This is a genomic window from Pontibacillus marinus BH030004 = DSM 16465 (assembly GCF_000425225.1).
Classification (GTDB): domain Bacteria; phylum Bacillota; class Bacilli; order Bacillales; family BH030062; genus Pontibacillus; species Pontibacillus marinus.
The window spans coordinates 123,424-140,725 of record NZ_KE384334.1; the positions used below are offsets into that span (position 1 = coordinate 123,424).

Genomic DNA, 17,302 nt, shown 5'->3' on the forward strand with positions numbered 1-17,302 from the left:
AACCTATGCTTCAGCGCATAGGTTTTTTTATGTCTTCAGGTAACTCGATCCCTTTTGCTTGAACACACACCTCAAACGAGTCAGCAATTTGGTCTCCCATTATAAAAGAGCGAATAGCACGATTTCGTTTATGTTCTTCTGAAAATGGATCCATTGATGCATGTTCTGTGAGGAATTCAAGAATATTTGCTTCTAATAAAAAATCCTTCTGTTTCATTAACTTCGATTGAAACCCATATTTTTCTCCTATTTTCATCCACGTATCCCAGTGAACGTGATGAGTAATATCCATTTCTCCTGGGTGATATAAAACGTGATCTTTCATTTGATGATTAGCGTACCCTCTTAAGCTTCCGGAAACCCTTGCAGGATGAGATAACTCCATATGTGTGTATCCATAATCAATCGTTAACATAATCCCTTTTTTCAGAGCTTGGCTTATTTGTTTGTACAAGCTATCCATATAGAATGGAATTTCTACTCGTTGTCCCTCTATCAATTGATAATTAAAAGACGACAACCAATCTAATATATCCTGAGAACAAGGGTCTAGTACCTCTTCTAACGTATCATTCCCTTGAATCCCTATACAGACTTCGTATAGCTCTCCGTTTTGCTTGGTCACCACTTTAACAGGCTGAGCATCTAACCATTCATTAGAAAAAAGAATACCGTTGAATCCTTTTCGCTCAGCATGCCACTCCTCTAGTGAATTAAACATATGAAAATCATCTTGTCCTTTAACGATTTTTGATGTCATCACTCTATGTTCTGAAGATACTTCTACTGCATCATAAATATACTCTAGATCTTTTTGGCTCAGGAATTCACATACTTCTTTTGCGAAGGTACCGTCACCTGCCCCAATTTCACAAATATGTAAGGGAATCTCTAAGGATTGGGATATATGAATAAAGTAATTGGCTAATACTTGACTGAATACACGATGAATATGACTGGATGTATAAAAGTCTCCTTCTTTCCCCACTTTTGGTCCAGAGAGATTATAATAGCCATTCTCTTGATCATAGAGTGCATATTGGATAAAGGTATCATATGAAATTAAGCGATTTTCTTCGCTTTGTATTCTATTTTTTAATGAAGGAAACATTAACCTATCCCCTTTGCATAGGTTAACACTATTGACATAGTGTTAATTAAATTATATAGTATTAGCTGTAGCTTAACTTTTATCCCTAACCAACAAAAGCAGAGCACATCCCCCAAACCCCTTCCGACTCGGAAGGGGTTTTTCGTTGTGCATTTAATCTTATAAAAATGGGTTCGATAACTTTTCTTTCTCTACCGTAGTCTTACCGCCATGACCAGGACACACTTCCATTTCATCTCCTAAAGATAGTATCTTGTTTTGAATACTCTCAATAAGTAAATCATGGTTTCCACCTGGGAGGTCTGTACGGCCAATTCCGCCTTCAAATAATGTATCTCCTGCAATAACAAACCCTTCATCCTTAAAAACAAACGATACACTGCCTGGAGAGTGCCCTGGGGTGTGACGCACTTCAAATGTAAAGTCTGCAACTGTCATATTACCTGGTTCAATAAAGTGATCTGCCGATCTTGCTTGAATAGGTGAAACTACCATTGAAAAGAATTTAGATCCATTTTTCTCAGGGTCATTTAACCAATCTTTTTCTTCTTCATGTACATATACGGGCACATTAAAATGATCACGTACTTCATCAAGAGCCCCGATATGGTCAAAGTGAGCATGTGTGAGTAAGATTGCTTTAGGAGTTAGTTCTCTACGTTCAATCATCCGAATTAACTTATCAGCGTCTCCTCCTGGATCGATAATTAACGTGTTTTTGTTCTGTTCAATAAGATAGCAATTGGTTCCTAAAGTGCCTAGTGGCAGTTGTTCTACTTCCATGTGTAGACCCTCCTAAAAAGTTTATAGAAACTATCATGAATATCTCGACAAATAATTGAAAGTGGTTTAAAATGTATGAGGAGTAAAGAAAAGATACATATTAATTATAGTAATAAACATGCTCACCGTGTGCAAACGGTGCATTTCAATTAGGGAGGTTAGGGTAAAATGGTATTAGCGATTATGTTACTTTTTGTTACCATTCTTTGTGCTCTTGCTGTATTTCGTGAACTAAAAACGAATAACTTCTTTGCCGTAGCATTCGCTGGCATCTCAACGCTTGTTTTTGGATTCTTTTCCATTATGACGATTATTTCTCAGTTCACTTCTTCTGGTGGTGGACACTAAAACCTTGATGAACAACGTATAGTTATACTTGTAAGGTAAATCCCCTCAATAACTGAGGGGATTTTTTAGTATCTAAGTTAGGAGGATTCCTGGTGGGAAAACTGCTTTAGCTGCATCTTCTTATTAAAGAAATAACGATACATCACCAATGTGATATAGATCGCACTCAAGGAAACTGCTGAAAATATTGAGAGTGATATAACAAGCTGATATTTGATAGCCATAACCGGGCTAACTCCTCCCAAGATTAAGCCTGTCATCATACCTGGTAGTTGGACAAGCCCCACTGTCTTTAACTTATCTGCATTTGGTATTAGAGAGGCCATTAAGGTCCTTTGCACAATAATGTGAGAAGCTTGTTTAGGTTCAGCCCCAAGCGATAAAGCTGCTAGTAACCGCCCTTCATTTTCTTTGAATTCACTTTTCATTCTTTCTAATGCTAGCCCCATCGCTACCATTGAGTTACCAATGACCATACCACTCATCGGAATGACTTCAGAAGGTGTGAATTCAATCATATCTGCCACAAGCCATAAAGAAAGAACGCTCACTTCGATTATGATCAGCCCTAACAGAATCGTCCATAAAACGTTTGGTAGGCCTTCTCCCTTTTTCCTTGCATGGAAGCTTGCAACGATAATCATAACTGAAATCATAAATGGGATACCAATATAAGGCGGTAAATCAAATAAGTAATTCAGTGCATAACCAATAAGAAATAACTGGACCGTCCCCCTAATGGAAGACCAGATAATATCCTTATTCTGTCCTAACTGATAATAATATGATAATGAGAGTGGGACTAGAACAAATACGATTAAAAAGAGTAATGATTGATTTGATATTTCTGGCGACACACTCTCAACCTCCTCTAGGAACTAAACAAGAAATGATTGCAGTTCTTCTGTCTTTGGTTTTTCTAAGATATCTGGCAGCGGTCCCTCCTCCATAATTCGTCCATCTTCGAGATATATACCTCGATCTCCTAACCGCTTCGCCTGACTTAATTGATGGGTAACCATAATCACCGTTATCTGGTGCTTATCAATAAGCATCGATAATACCTCTTCAATATCTTCTGTTGTCTGCTCGTCCAATGCACTTGTGGGTTCATCCAGCAACAATACATCGGGCTTATTCGCTAAGGTCCTCGCTAATGAAACACGCTGCTTTTCCCCACCTGAAAGTTGATCCACAGATCTATGTAAATAATCAGAAGGAAGTTGAACATACTCCAATAATTCTTCACCTTGTTTGTCTTTCCATTCATCCACCATAGAGGGTCCAAATTTCAAATTATCTAAAACAGTTCCCGGAAATAAATGAGGAGCTTGCAGAACAAGACCAATTTTTCGTCGAAGTTTGGGGATTGTATATGATTCATAAGGCTGATCATAAAAAGAAATTGAACCCTTTTCTGCATCCAAAAGACGATTAAATAGATGAAGAAGCGTACTTTTGCCAGACCCTGAAGGACCAAATACGATAACACGTTCACCAGGGTACACATTCAGATTAATATCCTGTAAAGGTCCATACTGAATATCTTTCAGCCTAATTATAGGTTCTCCCTCGCGCATATGATCTCATCCTTTTTCTGTAGTCATGCGAGCCTTTTAATACTGTGTGAATATACCCTTAAATCATTATTAAGATTATGACACGTCGTGTATGGAAAATCAAAGAAAGTGTTACAAGTCTAGACTTTTAAAACAAATTGATTTAACCTTCTTCAAGTGGTTATAAAAGGTAGACCAAGGTAAAGGATTAATTCCCTTCCCCACCTCTACTGTGTATCCTTCTCGCTTATAGTCTTGAATAAACCAATCTTTATATCCCGCATAGCTGTCGATTGTATGGACAGGCTCATAACCACTTACAGCCTTAAAAGCTCCCACTACCGATTCTGCTTGAGATGGCTCTTGATTTTGATAACCCCAATAAATGACTTCTCCTTGAGAATGGAAAGCCAAAACCCTGTCAAAATTGCTATTCTGAGTGAGATCAAAAAGGGCCTTGGCTTCTGGTTCAGACAATGACGATTCCCCAGGGTAATCCCTAAAGTTGGGTTCTTGAGGCTTACGTTTTTTCTCAACCTCCCAATGGGCTGGAAATTGATTATTTAGATCAACCCCTCGAATATTTGCTTTCCAAGAGGTGAAATTCACGTGATTATGATTAGCTCTGTTCACTAACTCCTTAAACCCTTTTGCTATTTCAGAGCCATGCATAAATAAATTAACGCCGTCAGGGTTCACCATTGGCACTACCGATAAACGCGTCGATGAGAAAAGCTCCATTTCCAACTGTCTACCATGAATGATTCCCTCTGCATACTCTTCAACCACCTTTAAAAGTAGGGGAGTCGTTATCCATTCATTAGCATGAAAGGCTCCATTCCAATGAACTCGCTTCTCCCCTTCCCCCATTACAAGTTCCAGTAGTGGCTCACCTAAAACCGAATAGCCAATTGTTTGAACCTTAATAAAATCATAAACCTTATTTAATTTTCGAAGGTCATGTTGTAATTGTTCTGAATCATAATGCTTCGTTAATGTTATTGCGCCCATTCTTATTCTCCCCCTTTAGGACATTATATGTAAGGAAGTGAGCGAAAAGATAAACCTCGTCAATTTTTAAGGTATTAAAAAAGAGCAAGAGCCTCTGGGAGGTTCTTGCTCTTTTTAGCTATTGAATAGAGTCTCTATTTTTCAGCTTTATTCAGGTCCATTTGTTTATTCTTGAAATCATAGAAACGGAATAGATCTCCATAAATAATACTATCTGAGTAATCCAGTTCTTTTTGTGCCTTCTTCTTAAGTGGTTCACATTTTTTGGATTCTACTTCTTCTCCAGTTTCTCGATCATAACAAACATTTTTAGCGTATAGATAATTTTCAGAGATAAAGCTTCCATCTCGCAGAACTACAAACGGATCTTGATCATTCGTAAATAGGTCTGTACCGAATTGAATATCCTTTTGGTTCTCGATGCCTAACATATTTAAGATCGTTGGTTTCATATCAATTTGACCAGCTGGCTTAGAAATTACTCGGTCATCTTCATGTCCTGGAATGTGAACAATAAATGGTACACGCTGTAATTGGGTGTGCTCAAATGGTCGAATTTCTTTACCAATAAACTTAGATGTTGCAGCGTCATGATATTGACTGATTCCATAGTGGTCACCATAAATCACAATAACAGAGTCTTTATATTGACCAGAATCCTTCAGGTGTTGGAAGAACTTCTTAATCGATTCATCCATATAACGAACCGTCGTCACATATTGATTTAATGTTTTAGAGTTTGTTTCTAACTTATCAATGTTTTGTTTTTCCTCAGGCAATTCAAACGGAAAGTGGTTCGTTAACGTAATAAACTTCGCATAGTATGGTTCCTTCAAGTTATTTAAATATTTCATGGATTGCTTAAAGAATGCTTTATCATTTAAGCCCCAACCTATGCTGTTTTCTTTATTCACATCATAGTATTGCTCATCAAAGAAATGATCATAACCTAGGGTGTCATACATTACGTTACGGTTCCAGAAACTTCCGTTGTTCGCATGGAATACTGCTGATGTGTATCCATATTTACCAATAATCTCAGGCACGGCATTAAACTCGTTTTGAGAATGGGTGAAGAAAACTGCACCTCTAGATAATGGATACATCGAATTCTCTACAATGAATTCAGAATCAGATGTTTTCCCTTGCTCTGTTTGGTGATAGAAGTTTTCAAAGTAATAACTATCATCAATTAAATCGTTTAAGAACGGAGTGATTTCTTTACCGTTTACCTTTTTATCAATCACAAAGCTTTGAAGGGATTCGGCAGAAATATAAATGACGTTCTTACCTTTAGCAATTCCTTCTAGTTTTGAGGATTGTTTACTCTTAATTTCTTTATTTGTATATTCCTCAATGTCATTCATTTCACTTCCATCTGCAAAAACACGTTGCGCTTTTGTTTTAGAGTGAAGGGCGACATCGTAAATGTGGTAGTTAAAGATACCGATGTTTTTAACTAGATATTCACGGTCAAATGTACGCATGAATAACATTGGACGTTCCATTTCAGCCAATACTACGTTACCCACTAACAAAGCAAATGCTAATGCTGTTGCACTTAGTTTAGCTCTGCGTGCAGTAATCTGCATTGATGGCTTCACTTTTCGACTTAGATAATAGACTAAAATGACATCAGCAAAGATTAGTAGATCTGGTACGTAAATTAAATTCAAAATACTTGAACCTAGATCGCTTGCGTTGCTTGATTGAAATAGTACAGGCATCGTTAAGAAATCCGTAAAACCTCGGAAGTAAATAACGTTAAAGTACAAGATTAACGTTCCAATTAATGAAATCCGTCTTGTAAATTTAATTTGTCGCTCCGGTTTAAACCAAGCAGCAAAAGTAAAGAATAAAAATGCTGTGGCAAAAGGGTTTATGAGTAATATTATTTCTTGTAATTGATTTTCAATTGATAGATTGAAAATAAATCGATATACCAAATAGGTTTTTACCCCAAAGAGAAGAGCGGCAATAGCATAGAATGGTAGATTTCGTCTTTGTTGCATATTTTCATTTCCTCCTCTTGTTATGAACTTGAACAAGATGTTTTAAGCTACGTTTGATACTAGTAATACTTAATTCCACTTTTTATATTATTCTAAACAACCAACACACTATTTGACGGTTATTCTAACATAAAAGTTTCACATTTTTATTACTAATTTTTTACACCCAATTAACACCTTATTCATTTTATTAAACGATTATGTAAAAATAAACCCTACAAAAGTAGGAACAAATACAGATCCTTCGAGTTTTAAGGTTTATAACTGTTCCATAAATAACCGCATCAACCTTCAATTCCCAAGAAGGCCAAAAAAATAAACCTCTATTTTAATTTCAAATAGAGGTTTGAGTTCACTATGGTTATTTACCGCTCTTTTGTTTTGCTAAATAAGCTGCTCCAAGTACTCCTGCGTCATTCCCTAGCGAAGCGATTACAAATTCAGCTGCCTGACTGGTTCTCTTTAATGCATTCTGATCAAACACTTTACGTAGTGGGTTTAGAAGTTGATCACCTGCTTGAGAAACACCGCCCCCAATGACAATTCGTGTAGGATTAATGGCAATCGCTAAATTCGCGATAGCTATACCGAGGTAATGAATAACTTCATCAAGAATGCTTTGAGAAGCTTGATCTCCTTTAGCAGCTTCTTGGAAAACATCTCGAGCAGAAATGGTTTCATTTTGTCTAAGTATTTCTTGAAGTGTAGTCTTTTCTCCAGCTTCGATCGCATCATAAGCAGAGCGAACAATGGCTGTAGCTGATGCCACAGTTTCTAAGCAACCTGTCTTACCACAATTACATGCTCTACCATTTTCCGTTTTAGCAGTCATATGACCGATTTCAGCTACAGTTCCATTAGCCCCGTGTAAAAGCTGACCATTACCAATAATGCCACCACCAACACCTGTTCCAAGAGTAACAGCAATTAAATGATTCGCCTGACCTCCTGCGCCTTTCCAGTTCTCACCAAGTGCAGCTAGGTTCGCATCATTTTCTAACCAAGCATCATAACCGGTCTCTTCTGTTAAGGCAGTAGTTAAATGATAATTTTCCCATCCAATATTGACAGCGCTATAGATAAAACCTTCTCCTACATCCACAAACCCAGGAGCTCCAACACCAATACCTATAAACTGATCATGTGAGAAATTTAATTCCTCTTGCTTGGATTTAATAGAAGCTGCAATATCCTCAACGATACTTGATCCATTTCCCTCTTTATTCGTTGGGATTTCCCACTTAGATAAAATGTCTCCGTTATATGTAATAAACGCCAACTTAACGGTTGTTCCCCCGATATCGACTCCTATAAAATTACGGTTCTCCATAACTCCATCATCCTTCGTCTTTTTGTTTCTTTTGTTTAGAGGCTTCCTGACGTAATATTAATATCCCCATTTGATAATCTTCTTTCGTTACACATTGAGATTTGTATAATTCCTTAAGTTCATCTTCCATCAGTTCCAAATCAGCAATTCGATCACCAAGGTAGATAAAAGTACCAAATGTTTTTAATAATTGTTGAACATCATAAACAGTTTTCATATATATCACCATGTATTATTATAGCAACGTCTTCAGGGAAATGAAATAACGGAATGCTTCTATAGATTTCCAGAACAAAAGCGCAAGCGCCCGTTTAGCAACGAAGGGACTGGACTGAGCCCGTAGTAAGATAAAGAAAACACAAATTGTGGAACAATTTGATGTTGACTTATCGAACGGAGGCGAGGGAAGTCCCTTCGTTTCTGGGCGCTGGAGCTGGACGTGGCCCCGCTCTCATCAAAAAGTTATACACAGGCCACAAATTTTATAAATTCCTAGAGAACACAAAAACCCTGATATCATTTATCAGGGTCTTGTGGATGTAAGAATGCTGGTCTTCGGTTTTTAAGTGGCATTGGTGTACGTAAAATTACATCACGGAATGCACGGTAGTTAAATGGAAGAAACGGCCATAAATAGGCTGTGTTGAAAGTATTCAAACGAGCTAAGTAGAGTATCCAAACCGTTATTCCAATTGTTAAACCTTTAACACCAAATAATGCTGTTAATATGAGTAAACCTAGCCGTGACAATCGATTGGCTAAGCTAAGCTCATAACTAGGAGTACAGTATGTGCCAATAACAGCAGCTGCAAGATAAAGAATAACCTCATTCGAAAATAACCCAACAGCAACTGCCACTTGCCCTATAAGAATAGCAGCTACAAGGCCTAAAGCTGTTGCTAAGGCTGAAGGGGTGTGTATAGCGGCCATCCTAAGTGTGTCTATTCCGATTTCAGCAATTAAAAATTGCGCAATGAGAGGTATGACCCCTACTTCCGTCGGTCCAATAAATTGGAGTACCTCCGGTAGCAAAGATGGATCGATTGAAAATAAGTAATACAATGGTAAAACAAAAATTGAAGCAAGAACTGCAAAAAATCTAACGAACCTTAAATAAGCACCCACTGATGGCTTTTGCCGATATTCTTCAGCATGTTGTAAATGATGCCAAAACGTTGATGGTGTAATCATCACACTCGGCGAACCATCAATCATAATCAATATATGCCCTTCATATAAATGGGCTGCCGCTGTGTCTGGCCTCTCTGTATAACGTATTGTTGGATATGGACTCCAGTGCTCTCCACTCAAAAACTCATCTACTGTTTTTTCAGCCATGGGGAGGGCATCGGTATCAATTACTTCGAGTTGTTCTTTGATTCTTTTCACCCTGTCCATATCAGCGATATCTTCTAAGTAACTGATACAAATATCTGTTTTGGACCTTCTTCCGATCTGCATATATTCCATACGTAATGATCGATCTCGAATTCTTCTTCTCGTCAAGGCTGTGTTAAATACGATTGTTTCTACAAATCCATCTCTAGAACCACGTACAACGCGTTCTACATCTGGCTCTTGTGGACCTCGGACAGGATAGGTTCGGGCATCAATCATGATCACTTTATCATTAATGCCTTCTACTACTAAAGCTGTGGGTCCTGCTAATACCCAATCCACTGCTTCATTGAGATCATCTTTCGTTTCTAGCTCAACATAAGGGATATAGGTTTTTAAGAGCTTCTCTAATGGTTCTGGTTCAAGTTGGTCTGGATCTAATCTTGATAGGCCTTCCATTAAGTAATGTAGTATTTCATCTTTCACAAATCCGTCAATTGCAAAAAGAGACATTTTACGCCCAGCATATTCAAGATCTAGGTGAATGATGTCAAAACTTTTATCTACACCCATTCGATCTTTCATATACTCTACGTTCTGATCGTAATTATGAAACATTGGTTGTTTTTCCACGGTCTCACCTAACTTTCAAAGGTCTAATTTCATTGTTTGCACAAACCTTTGAAAGCATACATTTTTCAGGATTTGAAATGTAAAACGCCCTACCTTCATTAGGCAGGGCGTACGGGACAATTATACTAATTTTGACTGAACATAAGCATGTAATAAATTGTACGTATGTTCTAACGAGCGCTGATGTGTACGTTCAAACGCATGAGATGCATCAATACCAGGTCCAATTAGAGCGTGTTTCACATCTGCTCCAGACCGGATTGCTGCAGAAGCGTCAGATCCATAGTATGGATAGATATCAATTTCGTAATCTACATTCTCTTTTTGAGCCAGTTTTACTAGATGCTGACGAAGCAGATAGTGATATGGACCCGATGAATCTTTAGCACAGATTGATACAACATATTCTGTTGTAGTCTGGCCATCTCCAATCGCTCCCATATCAACAGCTAAATATTCTACAGTTTCTTCTGGAATGCTCGCATTTCCCCCATATCCAATCTCTTCGTTATTGGAAATATAAAAATGGGTTGTATAAGGTAATTGAACGTTTTCTTGTTTCAACTGAACAATGAGTTGTAATAAAATCGCCACGCTTGCTTTATCATCTAAGAAACGAGATTTCACAAAACCAGTTTCTGTCGTTTGAAAGCGCGGGTCAAATGAAATAAAGTCTCCAACTTCAATGCCCAGACTTCTTACATCTTCAGGGTTGTGGACTTCTGCATCAATACGAACCTCAATATTTTCATCATTACGTTTTGCTTCGCCACCATTTTTATAAACGTGAACAGACGTCTGATGCATTAGAATGGTGCCAGAATACGTTTCACCACTTGCTGTATGTATATTACAGTATTCACCTTCAACACTATTCCATCTAAAGCCGCCAATCATTGAAAGCTTTAATGTTCCATCAGACTTAATTTCTTTAACCATCGCACCAAGTGTATCTACATGTGCTGTTAGTAAACGGTGCTGATTGGTATCTTCTCCTTCTATCGTGGCAATCAGTGCACCTTTTTGCGTTATTTTTGTCGTAACACCTGAAGATTTAAGGAAGTTTTCGCAAAAATGAATGCATTCATCCGTGTACCCTGAAGGGCTTGGAATAGAGACTAATTGTTCTAATATTTCTGTGATCGGTTTCGCTTGTTTCATTTTCTCTCCCCTTTCATTTCATATCCTTCCATATTCTATCATACATTTGAATTACATAGGATGTCCAAGAAAAGGGGACGAAGTGATGAGACGAGCAGTTGTAATGATTATTCTTTGCCATATTATTGCTTTTTTAGGTGTATTACTTTTAAAACCGAATAAAGAAGTTTCTGTGGTTAAGTTTTTCCCATTAGATGAAGTGAAACGGTTTGATGAGACGTCTACTGATCTCACATTACTTTCTGAGAGCGATGAGGATGAGTATGATTTTCAGTGGAAAACTGCCTCAACCCTTGAAGAACCTGTATATTTACGTCAGGATGTTTCTTTACTATATATGGATGGTCATTTAAAGGGAATCTTAAGTAAATGGAAAGAAAATGGTCAAAATCTTTTTCAGGAACAAAAGATTCATGGGGAAGACAGCAGTCATTATCAAGCTGTTACGTTTCATCACGGAGAAATTCATTATCCAGATGATAAGATTAAAAGTATACAAGATATGTCTCGTGCAGAATTATATGTGATTGACTCACCATTAACACCTTTAGAATCTTTTACTTCACCACAAAATCAATCGCAGGAAGACTGGAAAAGAAAGTTAGATCATGCCACCGAACAACAGCTGCATTATCAATGGAATCAACTGATCGAACATTATCAAATACCTAAAGAGCAATATGAAATTATTCCTCTTACAGATCTACCTGACTATGAAACAAAACCCTTCCCAAAGCTAACGGCTGAACAAACTCAACAAGTCATTGGACAGCTTTGGGAAGGATTATATAAAAATTATGTGCTCCAGTTTACTGGTGATTCTCAAGAAGATCTCAATAGTTATGTGCCTCTCGTTCTTGCAGACCGTGACGGGAAACATTTATTGGTATTATTTGAAGATATGGACCAGAGAAAGCAGCGCTTAATCCAATACTATCCTGACTTTTCCAGCGACTGAAGAAGCTCTTGAAACCGTTCATCATCCGGGTTATTTTGAACAGCTTTACGAGCATGTTTGAGTGCCTGCTCTGAATTTTGTTTTTCCTGATAGAATATACTTAAGTTGTAATGAGCTAGACCGAATGAGGGTTTTATGGATATAGCTTCTTTTAAATCATCTATACCCTTTTCTATCTCACCTTGTTTATAATAGCCAATGGCTCTGAAAAAGTAGAGTTCTGCAGAAGCTTCTATATGGCGGAATGTTTGATCTACAAGTTGAATGACTTGATCATATCGCCCCTCTTTAGCATATTCTTGAGCAACCTGTGCTTGAAGACGGGGATCATAGTGATTTTCTTCGTTTGTAATACCGTACCACGACATACCTACACCAACACCTAACACGAGTATGGAAGCCCCTATTTGCATTTGCAGGCTTCGTCTTTTAGGGAAATGAACAATACTAGAAGCTAAAAAGCCACCTACTAATCCCCCCAAATGAGCTCCAATATCTACCTGAGGAATGGAGAAAGAAAACGCAATGTTTAAAGCAATAACCCACAATAAATTTGGCCCCATGGTTTGAAAAAATAACTTTTTGTGTATCACTCCAAAGAATAAAAGCGCACCAAACAAACCATATATGGCACCTGATGCCCCAGCTGCTACAGAAGGAGTTAAGGCAAAACTTGTTATACCTCCAATAATTCCTGAGATAAAGTATATAAAAGCAAAACGAACACTTCCATACATCCTCTCAACAGGACTCCCTAAGTAATAAAGAGCTAACATATTTAATGCGATATGAAAGAAGCCTATATGAAGAAACATAGAGGATAAGATTCTCCACCACTCACCGTCCATAATAGCGGGATGATACTTAGCACCGTATTGAATTAATGTAAGAGTGTTTGTACTCCCTCCCTGGTATTCCAGTAAGGCAAACACGGCAAGATTTATGAAAATTAACAGATAAGTGAGTCTTGGTTTTCCAAAAGAAAAGATTTGTTGCATTTTTTGTTGATTATTTTTGTGACGTCGCTTCATGGATCTTCTTAACTCATAAATCGTTTGTTCCATTTCTAACTCAGAGGGAACAACAAAGGAGGGTTCAGTGAGCCCCAACTCGTTGTATATATCATTTATATGTTCCGTACGTTGTTCTGTTATGTAATGGTGGTAAACCGTCGTTTTTTTCCGATCATTAAGATGAAGAGGCTGTTTTCGATCGCTCCAATCATCCACTGGAGGAAATTCTGATATGTAAACGTTATGTACCTCAACCTCTCTTCCTACTAATTGTCTTTTAAACCGTTTTAAGTTTTCAGTTACTGTATCTTGATCTCGCTTTAATTGATTGGACCAATCAAAGGTTTGTTGCGTGATACGAACAACATACGCTTTACTTTTAATATTTTTTTCAAGCCATATTTCATTTCGTTCTTCACTTAGATGAAGAATATCAAAATCTTGATTTAACATTAGGTCTGAGGCCATTCTCCAAAAGTAATAGGCTTCCTCGATGTACATAATACTCTCCCCCCTTCTTTCATGATACCATTTGAGAATATTTTTCGATTCAAAAATGCTTGAATAGAACAAACAAAAACGTTCAGTCTCAGGACTGAACGTAATCCGTGTATTTATATTGCTGTACGGCCTAATATTTCAGGCAGAATTTTTTCTCTTAGATAAGGAAGTCTCATTGTAATTGAAACGACAACTTTCCTTATTACCCCTACGGCTAATAATACATTAAGGATGCGGTACTTGTATCGATTTATCATGAAAAAAGCTACACCAAGCATCACAATCCAACTGAGCATTCTCATTGCAATTCCTCCTACATATACCTGTTACATGTAGTATGGGAGAGCATTGCATTTTTTATTCCTGCCTTCTTTTGACCTTGCTTATAAGCCAATAAAACGATAAAAGAGCGATTTCGCTTTCGTGGTATCTTCAGTTCCCTGAATGAGTACACGTCCATCTGGAAAAAGCACAAATGTATGGTCATCATCCAATTTTGCCTTTAATAAAAATGGAGTTAGCTTCGTAGTTGCTACACCGGAAAGCTTATCTTCCCATTTAGCTAAATCCATTTTCTCTTTGGTATTGACTTGGATTGAATCTCTTCCACACATAACTACAAATTCTTCACTCTGCTCATCATGTAAAAAAGGATATAGGTTTTCCTGACAAGTAGGACAATCTTGCTTTGGATCTTTAAGTTTCACATCGTAATGCTGATTGTTCCATATATCAAAAGTCTTTAACATGCCATGTAAAGCATCTTTGTTACCCGTAAGGTACTTTAGTGTCTCTGTTGCTTGATACGATGTAACCATATTTATCACCGGGGAAATAATTCCTACTGTATCGCACGTTTCTCCTTTACCAGCCCCTGGGCTAACCACACACCGTAAGCACGGGGTTTCTTCAGGAATAAATAAAGCCATCATTCCCCTAGAACGCACTGCTCCACCATAAACAAACGGAATACCTTTTTGAAAGCAGGCATCATTTAATAAAAAACGAGTTGCGAAATTATCAGTCCCATCTAGAACAATATCCATTCCATCTATTAAAGAGATAACATTGTCTCGATGAAGATCAGATACAACCCCTTCTACGTAAACATCTGAGTTTATTTTCTCGAGATGCTTCTGTGCAGCAACGGCTTTAGGTAATGCTTTTTCAACATCCTCTTCTGTATAAAGGATTTGTCTTTGCAAATTGCTTATTTCAATATAGTCTCGATCTACAATCCTCACACGCCCCACTCCAGCTCTTACCATTTGATTGGCAAGCATTGTACCTAGTGCACCTGCCCCAACAATAAGTACAGAGCTTTTTGATAACGCATCTTGTCCTTGTTCACCGATAGGGGCAAATAACCGTTGTCTGGAATAACGATCATCCATTGTTCATAATCTCCTTTTCACTCAATGATTAATAGCGTAAACCCAATTCAGTAATTAAATGTTGGACTGGAATATCAAACGGATCATTTGGTACTTGATTCATCAACTGTTCTTCAGTGGCAAGCGCAATAGTCGTTTGATTAAAGTATTCTAAATAACGGTCATAAAAGCCACCACCATACCCAATTCGATAACCTCGCTGGTCAAACATTAACCCCGGTACGAGCATGAGGTCGATACGCTCTTTCGTTACCACTTCTGTTTCTTCCTCTTTCGGCTCTTTAAGTCCGAAGTATACAGTTTCCAACTCTTCAAATGAAGTGAGTTTACGAAACGTAAGTTCCTTTTGCTTAGCATTACACTTTGGAACCGCAATTGTTTTTCCATCTTTCCAAGCTTGTTCAATTATAGGTTTTGTATCAATCTCATGCTCTTGTGAAATTGTACAACCAATAACTTTTGCATTTTGGTAGCTAGATGTATTGAGTAGCGCTTTATGTATGTTTATTACTTTACTTTCTCGTTCTGTTCCTACTAAATTGGAGAGAATATCTTTACCTTTCGTTCTCAAATCCTTTTTTGTACCCATGAAGCTAACCTCCTACATACCCTTCTATACCTATAAAAAAAACAGCAGGATTGATATCCTACTGTTTATTTAGTCTCACGGTGCAATGTGTGCTTTTTCAAGCGTGGGCTGTATTTCATAAGTTCCAAACGTTCTGGGTTTTTACGCTTGTTTTTTGTTGTAATATAGGTACGATCACCAGTTTCAGTGCAAGCAAGTGTAATATTTACACGCATCTTTATCCCTCCAAACACGTCTTTCTTCTGTTGTCATAAGTTTTTCACTTTATCAGACCTTAATAATAGTATCAAATCTTTCCCTTTCTTTCAAGGCTGTAGGCTCTCTTTTTACGTTAAAAATTCGTAAAGTTTGTTTTCTAGGGTCTGGTTCTATGATATAAATAAGGAAGACTAGAAATGAGGTGAACCGTTTGCTTTATGTAATTCTGACATTATTTACTATATCCTTTATTTTATATCTTGTTTCGTTTGCCTTAAAGGACCGCTTTAAAGATTTAGAAGAGCAGGTTGAGCAAGTACAACTGACAACGATGCAGGACTCTTATCAGCTAAAAAAGAAAATGCGTGTTTTAGAAGAAGAGCTTTTGGTTGATGATTTCTCTACAGAAATGTTCTCCAACTCCAATAAAGCTCAACCAGAGCCTAAGCAGACTTATAGACAAGAAGAAACGAACCAACCTCCTCTTGTACATAAAGTCTTACATATGTATAACCAAGGCTACACAACGAGTGATATTGCTTCTGAAACCTCTTTAAATGAACATGATATATTAACAACATTAAGGCAATTCACATCCGAAAATGAACAAAAAGGAGCACGAAGATGAAACACACCATACGTGCTTTTGCATTAGGATTAGCTACAGCAACTGCTTTATTAACATTCACTTATTATCAAACCAATGATCAAAATGAGTCAAAAGCACTTACAGACCAAGAAGCTATAACCCATTTAGAAAGTAATGACTATCATGTATTGAGTCAATCTTCATTTGAAGATTTAAAAGAAGAGAAAAAGGAATCTCAGCCTGATCAAGCCGATTCGAAAAGAGACGATAAAAAGCAAAGTGAAACGAAGGAGAAGGATCAAAAGGATACCTCTCAACAACCTTATTCTTTAACAATTGAGCCCGGTATGCTTTCCTCTTCTATCAGTGACGAACTTAAAAAAGCTGGTATTCTTGAGGATAAAGCGAAATTCGAAGTGTTCCTGAAAGATCATGAGTATAGTCGTGCTATTCAAATAGGAACTTATAGCATTACGAGAGATATGTCATATGAGGAAATTGCGAAAAAGATTACAGGTCAATAATTAGCAAGTCAGCATTCCTTTTATATTGGGGTGCTGATTTTTTTGTTCAATTATATGGCAGGATTGTTGAAGACTTGAAACCGAGAGGAGTCCGTTGCTGTTGAGAAGTTTGTTGCGGTCAGTGAAACGGCAAGCCTGTTGTGGAAGAAAAGCCGAGCCTCCTCGTGCCTGCGGGGTCTCGTCTTCCCTTTGTTACCACGACAGTTTGCCGTTTCCTTCCCTCCACGCGATTATGGAGATTAACGGACCA

General features: G+C 37.6%; 19 protein-coding genes. 4 read left to right on the forward strand and 15 right to left on the reverse strand.

Annotated elements, in window-relative coordinates; all coding sequences use genetic code 11:
* Positions 1–10: 10 nt before the first annotated feature.
* Together H514_RS0120190 and H514_RS0120195 are read right to left on the reverse strand one after the other, a co-directional pair.
* Entirely contained in the window at positions 11–1,111 is a 1,101-nt protein-coding gene (locus H514_RS0120190; RefSeq protein WP_027448598.1) for an SAM-dependent methyltransferase, read from the reverse strand.
* Between the two features lie 159 nt (positions 1,112–1,270).
* Positions 1,271–1,894: an MBL fold metallo-hydrolase gene (locus H514_RS0120195; RefSeq protein WP_027448599.1), complete on the reverse strand. Its 624-nt coding sequence runs from the start codon at positions 1,892–1,894 to the stop codon at positions 1,271–1,273.
* A 168-nt stretch (positions 1,895–2,062) separates the two neighbouring features.
* Here H514_RS0120195 and H514_RS0120200 point away from each other — a divergent pair, with 168 nt between their 5' ends.
* Positions 2,063–2,242, forward strand: a complete 180-nt coding sequence (locus H514_RS0120200) for a DUF2759 family protein (protein WP_027448600.1) — start codon at positions 2,063–2,065, stop codon at positions 2,240–2,242.
* A gap of 77 nt (positions 2,243–2,319) precedes the next feature.
* On the opposite strand, the gene H514_RS0120205 is transcribed toward H514_RS0120200, so the two are convergent.
* The 8 genes from H514_RS0120205 to H514_RS0120240 form a co-directional block, all read right to left on the reverse strand.
* Positions 2,320–3,099 (reverse strand): ABC transporter permease, encoded by a 780-nt coding sequence (locus H514_RS0120205; RefSeq protein WP_027448601.1) that lies wholly within the window; start codon positions 3,097–3,099, stop codon positions 2,320–2,322.
* Positions 3,100–3,120: 21 nt separating this feature from the next.
* On the reverse strand, positions 3,121–3,822 hold the full coding sequence (locus tag H514_RS0120210) for an ABC transporter ATP-binding protein (protein WP_036842770.1): 702 nt from the start codon (positions 3,820–3,822) through the stop codon (positions 3,121–3,123).
* Between the two features lie 111 nt (positions 3,823–3,933).
* A complete protein-coding gene (locus H514_RS23590; RefSeq protein ID WP_051255249.1) occupies positions 3,934–4,812 on the reverse strand; it encodes a M14 family metallopeptidase in 879 nt (292 codons plus the stop codon).
* Positions 4,813–4,946: 134 nt separating this feature from the next.
* On the reverse strand, positions 4,947–6,824 hold the full coding sequence (locus H514_RS0120220; protein WP_027448603.1) for an LTA synthase family protein: 1,878 nt from the start codon (positions 6,822–6,824) through the stop codon (positions 4,947–4,949).
* A 361-nt stretch (positions 6,825–7,185) separates the two neighbouring features.
* A complete protein-coding gene (locus H514_RS0120225) occupies positions 7,186–8,154 on the reverse strand; it encodes an ROK family glucokinase (RefSeq protein WP_027448604.1) in 969 nt (322 codons plus the stop codon).
* Positions 8,155–8,161: 7 nt separating this feature from the next.
* Positions 8,162–8,371 (reverse strand): YqgQ family protein, encoded by a 210-nt coding sequence (locus H514_RS0120230; protein ID WP_027448605.1) that lies wholly within the window; start codon positions 8,369–8,371, stop codon positions 8,162–8,164.
* Positions 8,372–8,670: 299 nt separating this feature from the next.
* Positions 8,671–10,110 (reverse strand): spore germination protein, encoded by a 1,440-nt coding sequence (locus tag H514_RS0120235; protein ID WP_036842779.1) that lies wholly within the window; start codon positions 10,108–10,110, stop codon positions 8,671–8,673.
* 135 nt (positions 10,111–10,245) lie between these two features.
* Positions 10,246–11,286 carry a M42 family metallopeptidase gene (locus tag H514_RS0120240; RefSeq protein WP_027448607.1) on the reverse strand — a complete coding sequence of 347 codons (1,041 nt, stop codon included), beginning with the start codon at positions 11,284–11,286 and terminating at the stop codon, positions 10,246–10,248.
* Positions 11,287–11,371: 85 nt separating this feature from the next.
* Between H514_RS0120240 and H514_RS0120245 the strand changes: the two genes are divergently transcribed.
* The gene (locus H514_RS0120245) at positions 11,372–12,244 is read left to right on the forward strand and encodes a hypothetical protein (protein ID WP_027448608.1); all 873 of its coding nucleotides are present in this window, start codon (positions 11,372–11,374) and stop codon (positions 12,242–12,244) included.
* On the opposite strand, the gene H514_RS0120250 is transcribed toward H514_RS0120245, so the two are convergent.
* The 5 genes from H514_RS0120250 to rpmG form a co-directional block, all read right to left on the reverse strand.
* Entirely contained in the window at positions 12,220–13,758 is a 1,539-nt protein-coding gene (locus tag H514_RS0120250) for a rhomboid family protein (protein WP_027448609.1), read from the reverse strand. The two genes, H514_RS0120245 and H514_RS0120250, sit on opposite strands and share 25 nt — an antisense overlap.
* Before the next feature lie 113 nt (positions 13,759–13,871).
* Positions 13,872–14,060: a hypothetical protein gene (locus tag H514_RS0120255; protein WP_027448610.1), complete on the reverse strand. Its 189-nt coding sequence runs from the start codon at positions 14,058–14,060 to the stop codon at positions 13,872–13,874.
* 81 nt (positions 14,061–14,141) lie between these two features.
* Positions 14,142–15,152, reverse strand: a complete 1,011-nt coding sequence (locus H514_RS0120260; RefSeq protein ID WP_027448611.1) for a ThiF family adenylyltransferase — start codon at positions 15,150–15,152, stop codon at positions 14,142–14,144.
* A gap of 28 nt (positions 15,153–15,180) precedes the next feature.
* Positions 15,181–15,741 carry a 5-formyltetrahydrofolate cyclo-ligase gene (locus tag H514_RS0120265; protein WP_027448612.1) on the reverse strand — a complete coding sequence of 187 codons (561 nt, stop codon included), beginning with the start codon at positions 15,739–15,741 and terminating at the stop codon, positions 15,181–15,183.
* A gap of 65 nt (positions 15,742–15,806) precedes the next feature.
* Positions 15,807–15,956, reverse strand: a complete 150-nt coding sequence (rpmG, locus tag H514_RS0120270) for a 50S ribosomal protein L33 (protein WP_027448613.1) — start codon at positions 15,954–15,956, stop codon at positions 15,807–15,809.
* 194 nt (positions 15,957–16,150) lie between these two features.
* Here rpmG and H514_RS24105 point away from each other — a divergent pair, with 194 nt between their 5' ends.
* Both H514_RS24105 and H514_RS0120280 read left to right on the forward strand, forming a co-directional pair.
* The gene (locus H514_RS24105) at positions 16,151–16,567 is read left to right on the forward strand and encodes a hypothetical protein (protein WP_051255250.1); all 417 of its coding nucleotides are present in this window, start codon (positions 16,151–16,153) and stop codon (positions 16,565–16,567) included.
* Positions 16,564–17,052 (forward strand): endolytic transglycosylase MltG, encoded by a 489-nt coding sequence (locus H514_RS0120280; RefSeq protein WP_027448614.1) that lies wholly within the window; start codon positions 16,564–16,566, stop codon positions 17,050–17,052. The genes H514_RS24105 and H514_RS0120280 overlap by 4 nt, the downstream gene beginning before the upstream one ends.
* Positions 17,053–17,302 lie beyond the last annotated feature (250 nt).